9 protein-coding genes are annotated in these 13,007 nt (G+C 42.4%); 3 read left to right on the forward strand and 6 right to left on the reverse strand.

All coding sequences use genetic code 11. The annotated features are described in order from the left end of the window. Positions 1 to 151 precede the first annotated feature (151 nt). The 5 genes from garD to RRU94_RS04390 all read right to left on the reverse strand — a co-directional run bounded on the left by garD (position 152) and on the right by RRU94_RS04390 (position 6,863). Entirely contained in the window at positions 152 to 1,687 is a 1,536-nt protein-coding gene (gene garD, locus RRU94_RS04370) for a galactarate dehydratase (protein ID WP_410492920.1), read from the reverse strand. 100 nt (positions 1,688 to 1,787) lie between these two features. Further along, positions 1,788 to 3,137 (reverse strand): hypothetical protein, encoded by a 1,350-nt coding sequence (locus RRU94_RS04375; protein WP_315690563.1) that lies wholly within the window; start codon positions 3,135 to 3,137, stop codon positions 1,788 to 1,790. Positions 3,138 to 3,247: 110 nt separating this feature from the next. Next, positions 3,248 to 3,952, reverse strand: a complete 705-nt coding sequence (locus tag RRU94_RS04380; RefSeq protein WP_315690565.1) for a FadR/GntR family transcriptional regulator — start codon at positions 3,950 to 3,952, stop codon at positions 3,248 to 3,250. Positions 3,953 to 4,108: 156 nt separating this feature from the next. After that, positions 4,109 to 5,467, reverse strand: coding sequence for a glucarate dehydratase (gene gudD / locus RRU94_RS04385; protein WP_315690566.1), 1,359 nt, complete (start codon positions 5,465 to 5,467; stop codon positions 4,109 to 4,111). 34 nt (positions 5,468 to 5,501) lie between these two features. Then, entirely contained in the window at positions 5,502 to 6,863 is a 1,362-nt protein-coding gene (locus RRU94_RS04390) for an MFS transporter (RefSeq protein WP_315690568.1), read from the reverse strand. A gap of 390 nt (positions 6,864 to 7,253) precedes the next feature. On the opposite strand from RRU94_RS04390, the gene kdgD reads away from it, so the two are divergent. The 3 genes from kdgD (at position 7,254) to RRU94_RS04405 (ending at position 10,665) form a co-directional block, all read left to right on the forward strand. Beyond that, positions 7,254 to 8,189: a 5-dehydro-4-deoxyglucarate dehydratase gene (kdgD, locus tag RRU94_RS04395; RefSeq protein WP_315690570.1), complete on the forward strand. Its 936-nt coding sequence runs from the start codon at positions 7,254 to 7,256 to the stop codon at positions 8,187 to 8,189. Between the two features lie 14 nt (positions 8,190 to 8,203). After that, a complete protein-coding gene (gene gucD / locus RRU94_RS04400; protein ID WP_315690572.1) occupies positions 8,204 to 9,667 on the forward strand; it encodes an alpha-ketoglutaric semialdehyde dehydrogenase GucD in 1,464 nt (487 codons plus the stop codon). An 818-nt stretch (positions 9,668 to 10,485) separates the two neighbouring features. Beyond that, positions 10,486 to 10,665, forward strand: a complete 180-nt coding sequence (locus RRU94_RS04405) for an aspartyl-phosphate phosphatase Spo0E family protein (protein ID WP_315690574.1) — start codon at positions 10,486 to 10,488, stop codon at positions 10,663 to 10,665. Between the two features lie 597 nt (positions 10,666 to 11,262). Here RRU94_RS04405 and RRU94_RS04410 read toward each other — a convergent pair. Beyond that, the gene (locus RRU94_RS04410) at positions 11,263 to 12,621 is read right to left on the reverse strand and encodes an RNA-guided endonuclease TnpB family protein (protein ID WP_315690576.1); all 1,359 of its coding nucleotides are present in this window, start codon (positions 12,619 to 12,621) and stop codon (positions 11,263 to 11,265) included. Positions 12,622 to 13,007: the final 386 nt, after the last annotated feature.

Here is a 13,007-nt window from a genome sequence, read left to right on the forward strand (position 1 = left end):
AAAGCGGGCTGCCAATAATGCAGACCGCCGAACAAAAAATTATAACGAAATATTTATTATATTTAACCGTGTTTTATTTCTTTACAACAAAACCCACTGATGCTTGAAATATCAGCGGGTTTTGTTTTTTTTAAAAGTTAGCATCATTACATTACGTAATAGGAGCTGGGTTGAATAGGGCTAAATCATTATGCAAACCCCAATGCTCTGTCCAGGTTTTCTTGTGTCCACTTGCAACATCTAAAATGAATCGGAAAATTTCCCATCCAACTTCTTCAATGGTCGCTTCTCCGGTAGCGATCGTTCCAGCATTGATATCAATAAGATCTTTCCATTGTTCAGTTAAAGAATTTCGTGTAGATACTTTGATAACGGGAGCCATAGCCAGGCTATAAGGTGTTCCTCTTCCTGTGGTAAACACTTGAAGATGCATGCCTGAAGCCAGCTGTAACGTTCCACAAACAAAATCACTAGCGGGTGTAGCTGCAAAAATCAGTCCTTTTTCTGTCGCTTTTTCACCAGGAGCCAGTACGCCTGATATAGGGCTTCTTCCTGATTTAGCAATAGAACCCAGGGATTTTTCTACAACATTGGCTAGCCCGCCTTTTTTGTTTCCGGGAGATGGATTGGCGCTTCGGTCAGCATCACCCAAAGCAAGGTATTGATCATACCAGTCCATTTCTTTTATTAAAGCCTGTCCGACTTCTTCATTCACAGCACGCGGCGTTAACAGATGAATAGCATCGCGCACTTCTGTAACTTCTGAAAATAATACCGTTGCTCCCGCTCTAACTAACAAATCCGCAGCATAGCCGACTGCCGGATTAGCGGTTACGCCCGAGAAGGCATCACTTCCCCCGCATTGAGTGCCGATAACCAGTTCAGAAACCGAACACGTTTCACGCTGTCTGCGGTTTAGTTTTATCAATCGTTCCTCGGCCATCTCCATAATGGACTGAACCATGCCCGCAAATCCTGGCTGATCCTGAAGTGAAATAATATCAGATTCTTTCCCGTTTGGGTTGATTCTCATTGGCGAAAGTTTCTCGCATCCTAGACCGACTACCAATGCTTCGCCACCGAAATTCGGGTGTTTCGCCAGGTTTTGAATCGTACGAATAGGAATAACCGCTTCAGGAGCATTGATCGCTACTCCGCAGCCATAATTGTGGTTTAGGGCGACAACATCATCAACATTAGGATACTTCGGCAGAAGCTCTTTTTTAATACGGTTTACCACAAAATCCAGCACACCTACTACACATTGAACACTTGTTGTAATGCCTAAGATGTTCTTCGTCCCTACACTGCCATCTTCATTGCGAAATCCTTGAAATGTATACCCTTCAAGAGGAGGCAGGGTTTCCGGTATGTTCGTTGCTAACGGTAATTCACTCAGTTTTGGAGATTGGGGCATTTTGACTAATGATTCCTCAACCCAGTTGCCTTTTTCGATTGGTTTTAGCGCATGCCCGATCACTTCACCATAGCGAATAATAGGCTCGTTCTCCTTTATATCTGTCAAAGCTACTTTATGTCCCTGTGGAACTCTGTCTTTTAATTGAAGACCATTTGGAAAGCTTGTTCCTTTATCTAGTCCACCTGTATTCACAATAATCGCCACATTGTCTGTTTCATTAACTTTGATATAAAGTGGTTCAACAGCTTGCATGCTTTTTGTGTTCATCAGAATCGTCTCCTTATAAGCAATTTCATGATTAGCTAAGATATCACTCTGTTTATAAAGTAATACGTATATTCCTAGAAAAAAGTATTCTACTTTATTTTCATAATCCGGCGAAATATAAGTAGAACGGAAGTAAAATCACCATAATGAATCCGTATATCCAGTTCCACCTGATTGCAATGTTTGTAAGTTTTTCTTTTAAAGAATAAGCAATTAAATTATTAACAGCGGTCGCGGGTGATAAAACATTTGAAATGCTCCAGCTGCCGAGAAGAGCAATCGCAAAATAATGGATAGAAAAATCCAAATCACTTGGTTGAATACTTGTAATTAATATAGTAACGGTAACAATTGGATGAAGCCCGCCCATCGCTGTTCCGACAATGATGATAGACAGTACGATTGTCATCATGACAGGAGAATGACCGAACACACTGCTGAACGCTTCAACAAGCATTCCGCTCCATTCTGAGGCAACAAAAGCGGAACTGAATAGGCCAGCCAGCAAAAATAAGGAAATTTCCTGATTTAAGTTCGGTAAAGTGATCATAATATGTTTTTTTACTTCTTCTTTGTAAAGAGGCATCGTTCCTTTGAAAAAACACCAAATCACAGGGAAAAACAATGCCGTAAAGCCGATTGAAACAATCATGTTAACAAACGCAAAATGTTCAATAAGTAAAACGGTGCCGGTTGTCACAAACAGCAGTGAGATAAGTTCAAATAATGTATGGCGTGTTCCAGAAGGAATGGGAACAGCTTCTTCTCCCGTCTCTATCTCGCTTAAGCGCTCTTCTTCACGTTTTATCACTTTTCCTTCCAGAAAAAAGCCGACAAGAAAGGAAAGAAGAGAAAACCCAATTGCATATAAAGCAATTGAAGTCCACTTTATATGCAGCTGGCTGATGACAAGCGCCATAGCCGCAAAATATGGTGACCAGGCAACCGCTCCGGCAAAGCCCCTGTTCAGCGCATTCGCAATCAGGCGATTTGATTTTACATTGGATGCGCTTGATAAATAATAGTTGATTGAAATTGCACCTACATTAATAACGGCACCAAGAAGATGGGTTAAAAAAGCGATACTTATATAGAAAAACGAGGCACTGTTTCTTTTCTTATATAAGATGGATCGTAAGGACTCAATGTAACCCCCTGTACGGAACGGAATCCCAAGGATAGGGGTAAGAGCAAAGATCGCAACGATAGTTAGATTGACAAGAGCACCGCTTATAATGATATCTATCCATTTTTCCTGGCCAATGAGCAGTAAAATGGTCAATGCAGCGAGTCCCCCCATTAATTTAGCTGTCATTCCTTTTAATGAAGGGATTGAAATAAGAATAAAGGTAAATACCGTGAAAGAGACCAGCCATTGAAGCCAAACGGGTTGATAAAAGGTCATGATTATATAGCTAAGAGCTAAAAAAATAGACATTCCTTGCTTCATTTGCATCAACTCATTTTCTAGCAGTCTTATATAGTGAATTGCACATTAGAAAAAGTAACGGTGTATCATTTCTTCCATAATCCTTTTGCCTGTCAATATTATGAAAAGCTTTATTCTTGTGTAAGGGAGTACTGAAGTACTTTATTACGGACAAAATCAAGATGTTGATACATATGGTTAAATGCTTCTTGAGGGTTCCGCGTCTTCAGGGCTGCATAAATCGCTTTATGGTACTCTAAAGTCCGTTCACGCTCTCTAATTTGAATCAAACTATTAATTCTATTATGAGTGATTAAAAGAGAATCAATCATTCCTTCAAGAACTGGATTGTTAGCGCTTAGGGCAATAATCAAATGAAATTCTTTGTCCGCATTGCCATAGTCATCATCATTACTGTTGGCAATCGCATCGATTGTTGCTTTTAATCTTGCAAGCTGTTCGTCTGTTATCTTCTCAGCAGCTATAGTCACAAGTCCTAACTCCAATGCCATACGCGCTTCAATGATAGCCGGTAAGTTATCGGTTGCGAGCGCTAGCATAACAGAGAAGGGGTGGGTACCGATTTTATTATTAAAAAAAGTTCCTTCGCGTGTTTTCCGTGTAATAACACCGAGCGTTTCAAGGGCACTAAGAGCTTCCCGCAGTACAGACCTGCTCACTTCCAGTTCTTCCATGAGTTCCATTTCAGGAGGAAGCTTGTCACCGGCTTTCAATTGTCCGCTGACGAGAAGCTGTACAATCCGTTCTACTACTTGTTTTGAAAGGGTATTGCGGTTCACTGATTGAACCCCAAGCTTTCTTGCTGGAGCATTCATTGTTTAACCTCTTTTCTGTGATTATTCCGCATATCAATGATATTGTAGGGCCAATTATATGGCAGTACTCATTGCTTTGTATCGAAGAGGGCAAAGCAATTTGTAGAAAACAGTAAATGCGCCGCTCACAAAGAGGGCGCGTTTACTAAAAAGAACTTACCTAACAAAGCAAGGGCGTTTCGGATCAAACGTCCATCCTGGAATCAAATACTGCATAGCGAGTGCATCATCGCGTGCACCGAGTCCTTTTTCTTTATACAGCTGGTGGGCTTTTTCCAGCTGCTCCATATCAATCTCCACACCAAGCCCTGGTTTTGTTGGAACATCGACCATTCCACCCACAATCTTAAACGGTTCTTTTGTCAGGCGCTGTCCGTCCTGCCAGATCCAGTGTGTATCAATAGCGGTGATTTTTCCAGGGGCAGCGGCTGCCACATGTGTAAACATAGCTAGTGAAATATCAAAATGGTTGTTCGAGTGAGATCCCCATGTGAGTCCCCAGTCATGGCACATCTGCGCGACCCGGACAGAACCCTGCATCGTCCAGAAATGCGGATCTGCCAGCGGAATATCCACCGACTGCAGCTGGATAGAGTGCCCCATCTGACGCCAGTCTGTGGCAATCATATTTGTAGCAGTAGGAAGTCCTGTCGCGCGTCTGAATTCGGCCATCACTTCACGAGCTGAGAAGCCGCCTTCTGCTCCGCAAGGATCTTCTGCATAAGCCAGAACATGGTGCTGGTCCCGGCATAAGCGGATGGCGTCTTTCAGGAGCCAGCCGCCGTTCGGGTCCAGGGTAATGCGTGCTTCTGGGAACCGTTCTGCCAGTGCCGTGACGGCTTCGATTTCTTCTTCACCCCGTAAAACCCCGCCTTTTAATTTAAAATCATTAAAGCCATAGCGGGCGTGAGCCGCTTCTGCGAGACGGACAACCGCTTCAGGGGTTAACGCTTCTTCATGGCGGAGGCGGAACCAGTCATCCTCTACATCTGCTTCGTTCCGGTACTCCAGATCCGTTTTGTTCCGGTCCCCAACATAAAATAGATAGCCCAGCATTTCCACTTTGTCCCGCTGCTGTCCTTCGCCTAAAAGGGCGGCGACTGGAACGCCAAGGTATTTGCCGACTAAGTCGAGAAGAGCGGCTTCTAAAGCGGTTACAGCATGGATTGTAATGCGAAGGTCAAACGTCTGCAGGCCGCGTCCTGCCGCATCCCGATCTGCAAACTGGCGGCGTACGTTATTTAAAATATTGTTGTAGGTGCCGATAGACTGGCCGACCACGATCTCACGCGCATCTTCAAGCGTCTGGCGGATTTTCTCCCCGCCTGGGACTTCACCCACACCGACATTTCCTGCATTGTCTTTCAGCAGCACAATATTACGCGTAAAGTAAGGGGCGTGAGCTCCGCTTAAGTTCAGGAGCATGCTGTCATGGCCCGCAACGGGAACAACAATCATTTCTGTAATAATAGGCGTACCTGTCTGGACGTTTTCCTGGATTAATTGAGTGTTCATATTTTTTCTCTCCTATTCAAATTAAAATAATAGATTACGATTTTAATTCAACCCGCTTAATTTCACCTACAAGGAACAGGTAGCTGCAGATCGCAACGAGTGCATTGGCACCAACGAAAACAAGCGCCCCGTTAAATGAACCGGTTGTAGCAATAATGTAGCCGATAATGATCGGCGTCGTAATACCGGCAATGTTGCCGAAGGTATTGAAAAGGCCGCCGCTGACGCCTGACATTTCTTTTGGCGATGTATCTGCGACCACTGCCCAGCCAAGTGCGCCAAACCCTTTTCCGAAGAAGGCAAGCGCCATCACAAAGATCACAACCCATTGTGTATCCACATAATTTGCGGCAACTAACGTCATAGACAATAACATGCCGACCACAATTGGTGTTTTACGGGCAACCGTTAAAGAGAAGCCTTTACGGAGCAGGAAATCTGAAAACGTTCCTCCTAAAATTCCACCGACAAATCCGCAAATCGCAGGCAGGGAAGCGACAAAACCAACTTCAAGAATGGTCATGCCTCTTTCCTGTACAAGATAGACCGGAAACCAGGTAAGGAAAAAGTATGTAAGCGTTGTAATGCAGTATTGGCCAAGGTAAACGCCTAAAAGCATACGGTTTGTCAGCAGCTGCTTAACCTGGCTCCAATTAATGCCTTTCTTTTTTTCTTTCTTTGTTTCTGCCTGATCCATATTTGTCAGGGCGCCGCCTTCTTCAATATAAGCAAGCTCGGCTTCGTTAATCCGCGGATGTTCCTTTGGACTGTGGATTACTTTCATCCAGATAAAAGCTACGATGATTCCGACCGCTCCCATAAAGAAGAAAACATATTCCCAGCCAAGTTTATATGCAATATAACCCATAATCGGTGCGAAGAGAACGGTTGCAAAATACTGCGCTGAGTTAAAGGTAGCTGCAGCGGTGCCGCGTTCATGGCTTGGAAACCAGGAAGCGACGATCCGGCTGTTGGCAGGAAAAGAAGGAGCTTCTGCCAACCCAACGAGAAACCGGAGTGCAAACAAAGCCACGATAGCTGTTCCTGCAGAGCCTAAAAATCCGATAAATCCTTGTAAAAGAGTAAACACCGACCATATAAAGACGCTCCAAAAGTATACTTTCTTCGAACCGAACCGGTCTAGCAGCCAGCCGCCAGGAATTTGTCCGGCTACATAGGACCAGGCAAAAGCAGAGAAAACGTATCCCATCATGACAGAATCAAGGCCAAGCTGACTCGACATTTCAGGTCCTGCGATCGAGAGAGTAGCGCGGTCAGCGTAGTTGATGGCGGTAACAACAAACAGCATAAAAACAACAAACCAGCGTACGCGTGTTTTTTTCTGAGCACCAGGAGCTATTGGAGAGGGCTGAAGGATTTTTTCTGGATTAGCCATATACACACTTCCTTTTCAAAATATTTAACTTTTAATAACGCTTTCAAATAAGTAAATTTAATAGTTCAACAGGTATTTAAAATATCCAACTTCTGATACCGCTTTCAAACGAATGAATTTAATAGTTTAATACTATAGAATTGTCTCCATCAAAAGCAACACTCCTTTTGTAAAAATTCAAACTATTTATTTTGTCCAATGGTAAGACAAATAAAATTGTTTGTCAACCGTTTTCAGGCATGATTTTTCGGCCGCTGTTTTATATCCAAATTGCTATATTATCAGAAGAAAGCCGGCATTTTAGGACGAATTTTCAGAAAATAAAATTAAAAGTTGACCGATAAATATATTTGTCTTACAATAAAACAAACAACACAAGGGGGATATACCATGACTCAAAATCGTCAGGCTCCGACCGGGATTTTAGGATTCCCGATTGCACCATTTACAAAAAACAATCAGCTGGATGAGCAGGCACTGGCCCAAAACGTACAGGATTTACTGGATGATGGACTGGAAGCGATCTTTGTCGCATGCGCCGCAGCGGAATACCCATCCTTAAGCAAGAGTGAATACGAAGCCATGGTGGAAGTTGCCGTATCGGTGACCGGCGGAAAAGTACCGGTTTACACAGGTGTAGGGGGCAATATTCAAACATCTTTGGAACTGGCCCAGATTTCGGCAGACAAAGGCGCAGACGGCTATCTGATTCTGCCGCCCTATCTTGTAACAGGCGAACAGGAAGGGCAGGCTGCTTACTTTAAAGCGATTGCCGAAAGCACAGATTTAAATGCGATTGTCTACCAGCGTGACAATGTCTCTTTTTCAATCTCTACTTTGGAAACGCTTGCTGAAGTGCCGCAGGTGGTCGGTGTCAAAGACGGCCTTGGCAATATGGAGTTAAATACACTGCTCACACAGACATTTGGAGACCGTTTTGGATGGCTGAACGGAATGCCGCTGGCGGAAGTGACGATGCCGGCGTATATCCCATTAGGCTTTGATTCGTATTCATCGGCGATTTCGAATTACATTCCGCATATCTCCCGGAAGTTTTACACGAGCCTGCAAAACGGCGACCAGGAAACGGTTCGTGATATTTTTAAACATGTGATTCTGCCAATCCACAATATCCGCTGCCAGCGTAAAGGGTATGCCGTTTCTCTCATTAAAGCGGGAATGGAGATTGTCGGCAAGCCGGTTGGCGAACATGTAAGACTGCCGGTTCTTCCTGTGGAAAAAGAGCATTACGCACAAATGGAAAGCATCCTGAAAAATGCATTGGACCGTTTTCCAAAAGAAACAGCTGTACAACCAATCCAATAAAAGGCGGGATTATGATGATAACAACAATTGACACAAAAACATATCTTAATTTTATCAATGGCGAATGGGTTCCTTCCGTTTCAAATGAAGTGGAAAAAAGCTTGAATCCAGCAGACAGAAATGAAGTCGTCGGCTATGTACAAAAATCAACAGCCGATGATTTGAACCAGGCGGTGGCCGCAGCGAAAGCAGCGAAAGAAGGATGGCGCAGGCTGTCAGGGGCAGAACGTGGAGAGTACTTATATAAAGCAGCTCACATTCTCGAAAAAAGAATCGATGACATTGCGGAATGTGCCACACGGGAAATGGGCAAAACCTTTGCCGAAACAAAAGGCGAAACGGCCCGCGGCATTGCCATCTTAAAGTATTATGCAGGAGAAGGCATGCGCAAAGTAGGCGATGTGATTCCATCGACAGACAGCTCTGCCCTTATGTTTACAACACGTGTACCGCTCGGTGTAGTCGGAGTCATTACTCCCTGGAATTTCCCGATTGCGATTCCTATCTGGAAAATAGCGCCGGCGCTAGTATATGGCAACACGGTCGTCATGAAGCCGGCGACAGAAACAGCGGTGACAGCTGCTAAAATTATTGAATGCTTCGAAGAAGCCGGATTCCCGGCTGGCGTCGTGAATTTAATTACGGGACCAGGCAGAACAATCGGCCAGGGCATCGCTGATCATGAAGATATCAACGGCATTACGTTTACCGGTTCTAACGGCGTTGGCAAGCAGATCGGCCAGGCAGCGCTGGCACGTGGTGCAAAGTACCAGCTTGAAATGGGCGGGAAAAATCCAGTGATTGTGGCTGCCGATGCCGATCTTGATCTGGCAGTGGAAGCGGTTGTGACAGGCGCTTTTCGTTCAACGGGACAAAAATGTACGGCCACAAGCCGGGTGATTGTAGCATCTGAAGTGTTTGATGAATTTAAAGAAAGGCTCGTTCAAAAAACAAAAGAGATCACCATCGGCAGCGGCCTTGACAGCCGTACATGGATGGGGCCGTGTGCAAGCGAAAATCAATTAAATACGGTCCTTTCTTATATAAATAAAGGGATAGAAGAAGGCGCCGAACTCCTTATCGGAGGAAAACGTGCAGAGGAAGGAAGCCAGGCAGACGGATACTATGTGGAACCAACCATTTTTGACAATTGCACACCGGATATGGCCATTGCAAGAGAAGAAATATTTGGCCCAGTGATTGCCCTTTTAAAAGCAGCATCTGCGGAAGAAGCGCTGAAGCTTGCGAATGATACCGAGTACGGCTTAAGTGCTTCTATCTTTACAGCGAATATTGGGCATTTATTGTCCTTTGTCAATGATATGGAAGCAGGGCTCATCCGGGTAAATGCAGAAAGTGCCGGCGTAGAGCTTCAGGCTCCATTCGGCGGCATGAAGCAATCCAGCTCCCATTCCCGTGAACAGGGAGAAGCCGCGAAAGAATTCTTTACATCTATTAAAACTGTATTCGTCAAATAAAACGGTTGTTGAGAAAGGAAGAAGAAAAGTGTGGATCGTAACCGTTTTTTCTGAAAAACAGGTACGCATGTTTGAATACAGTTGTGAGAATGATGCACGATCGGCAATGAAGAACCTATCAGGAACCGCCTTTTTAACGAATGTAATATAAAAAGGTTTAGCACGACAAGATGAATCTTGTCGTGCTTTTTCTGTATCGATGTAAGTCTCATCTAAATAATTATGCCTTTAAAAAGCTTAATACATCGCTTCTGTAAAGGTATGAGGCGGGTTTCCCAGTGTGTTTTCACTTGTATTTTAAGTTAGACCTGAATGTTCGTTGACTGCATTTTTCGTTTTATTAGAACGATAAATTGAGAGAAAATCTTTATCTTTCCACGTGGTCTTCGAATGATGTCGGTGAAAGTCTAAACTTTAAAATGTTAATGCGATCTGTTGACTTATAATGACATTTGTCTTACAATTAAACAAAAGAAAATTTAAAAGTTAATGAAACTAAGGTGATAAAAAAACACAATTACAAGTATGTAGGAAGTTAATTTGTTAAATGTGTACTTGTTTCTAAACAAATAATTAAACATGAGTTTGATCTAAATTCTTAGAAAGTTTTGAAAGAGATTACATAAAGTAAAAAACCTTGTTAAGTTGGAAAAGTTCAAGCATATTATTCTTTGCTAGCTCCTAAAAAAAGGTTTTAAAAAAGAATAATTTGAAAGCGATTCCAATAAAATAGTTTAATGAGAGATATTAAAAGAAATCCATACTGTATTCAATGTAACAACTTAGTTAAATCAAATAATGGATAGGAGTCGGGGTTCATGATTCTAAAGAATGTTATAGATTTAAGGAAGAATATAAGAAAACATCGGCAAGATATGTACGAATTAGCTAATTATAAAGGAATAGCTCATCCCGATGTTATAAAAGCCAGCCAACAATTAGATGAAGAAATTGTAAGATTACAAAAAATTATTCAGGAAATTCGTTTATTCTCATAGTGAACATTGCTTAAGAGGTATATCAACATATCGATGTCTGTAAGCGTCAATTAAAGTTATGTTATGCAATGCTGAAGACACTTAATTTTAAAAAATAAGTGTATGAGTATAAGATAATGTTTAGCAAGTAACTGTATCCTCAGAATAGTTAGCTAGTAGCTAATTATGTAGAAAATCATTTGATTGAACGGCACCAAAAATATTTTTACTTTATGAGCGAGTTAGTCTAAGAAGATAAATAAAAAACTTAGCCAGCAGGAGTGTACCTAATCATAAGTGCACTTAAACAAAAGTATACCTTTGAATAGGTATACTTTTGTTTTATTAGGATTCGCATAAGTTTCGCTTTTACGCGACATTCACTTTGAGCGTCAAATACTTCACTGATAGGTTAAAAAAGTTCTAAAAAGAAAGTAAATCATTCTAAAGCGGTCATTTGCGAGACAGTACTACAAGAGTGTAAATGTTCATTTTATTTTGAATGTTGATCAATAGTTGATCGAAACGGTTGATTTGCTTCATCAGTGAACCTCTCCACCTAAATCAAAGATTTTGATGGAGCATCCCTTATCTTGAATACAGTACAGCATCAGCGGATTAAGCTTCCTCCGGAGGCCCGAGTGCATGATGGAGACTAATGAACGAAGACAAGATCTGAGATGTCCTTATTGCCAGCTCAGGAACTTTTGCCTGAAGTGACAACCATTTCGTTTCCGAAATGGATTTTTGAAAAGCTCGAATGAAATAACGGGCTCCGATATTATAAGAAGCGGACAAATCCGAATGATAGACTTTGCCTGTTGAAAATGTGGCAAGGTCTTTTTTCGAGTTTCGTTCCACTTTTCCAGAGCCGTCGAACGCCAGGGCGCTGGTGTTTCGCGGGTTGATCCGGGAAATGCGCATGCCCAGGCAGTGCGCCATTTCTTCTACTTTGTTCTGGATACCTATTTTTCGCCACCCGTGAAGCTTGAAACGAAGTTTCCTGGCTCCATAAAACCCCTTCGGGATTTTCATCCTGCCCAGGTATTCGAATACGATGACGTCACAGCCATACTTTGACGCGAATTTAACAATTTCATGGCTGGTGTGGCAGACAATATGCTGCTGGTACCCATTGATCTGCCGCCAAAAGTTTGGCGCAGGAATGCGGCCGCTTGCCCGCTGTGCTTTCCGCAGTTTATTTGTTAACGTCTGCAGACGGTCTTTTTCTTTAGGCTGGTCAATAAACGTCCTGCCTAAGACAGTGCCTGTTGCATCAATAACGGAACAAACCGCAGAATTCGTCAGTCCAAGGTCTACCGCACACACTTTTTGTTCTTGAATAGGCGTTTTAGTTAAAGTAACTTTATTTTCATAGCTGATGGAAAGGAAGAATTTCTTTCCCCGCTTAATCAGCTTAGGGTTATGTTCTTTCCATTCCCAGACACCGCGTTTGTAGTGGTCCTGCCCTTTAAATTCGATATCTATCCATACCCAGTCATTCTGATGGAATACCTTAATTTGTGCAGTCGTATCAGATGTTCTATTGAACATGTTTTTGCGATGAAAAACGGGGAACTCTTTATGCTTCACTTGCAGGCGCGGAGGCTGTTTCTTAAATCTTTTTCTTTCGTAAAGAGCGTACTTTTGCTCTTTTTCCCAATTTTGATAGTTAGAGCGGAAGCTCTTTACCTTGCCAAAAGCAGAAGCAATAGCACTTCTGCGGAAGTAGGATGGAAACTTGTAAAAACGTTCGTTAAACTCTTTGTATTTCGGGAGAGGGTTTGATTTGGTTGCGTGAATCAATTTTTCCACTGCCGGCACAATCGACTTTGTTGTCAGGCGTTCGGTATCATCAAATTCTTTGTCAATGACCTCAATCACGTAAGCCAAAGCGTCATTGTAAATATCGAGCGTAGCATTGAAGATTTCCGTCTGGTTTGTAATTTTGTGCAGCAGCGACTTCGCAACTTTCATGACCAAACCCTCCTTTCCATTTTTTAATCCTTATGATAGGTTGATCGCATCAAAATGGAAATCAATTGTAAAACGAAAAGAGAATCAGTATGAATGATGATAAGTAGGAAGCGGCAATCGGTATAATAAAAAGATAGAGGAACAAGAAGAATAAAGACCTTAGCGCCTAACCCCCGCTAAATCGGAGATTTTGAAGGGGAATGCGGCGCTAATTTTTTGTTCAATTTTTATTGTTTTTAAAAATGTGATATGTTATATTGGCACTAAACTTATTAAAGATGTTTAATAAGTTTTTAAATGTATGTTAATAGCTACTTATTAAACATATTTAATAAGTTTAGGTGGATAAATTACTAGCTGCTCTAAAATCGATGAAGAGAATGAAA

Origin of the sequence: Domibacillus sp. DTU_2020_1001157_1_SI_ALB_TIR_016, assembly GCF_032341995.1 — a bacterium.
GTDB classification, from domain to species: domain Bacteria; phylum Bacillota; class Bacilli; order Bacillales; family Domibacillaceae; genus Domibacillus; species Domibacillus indicus_A.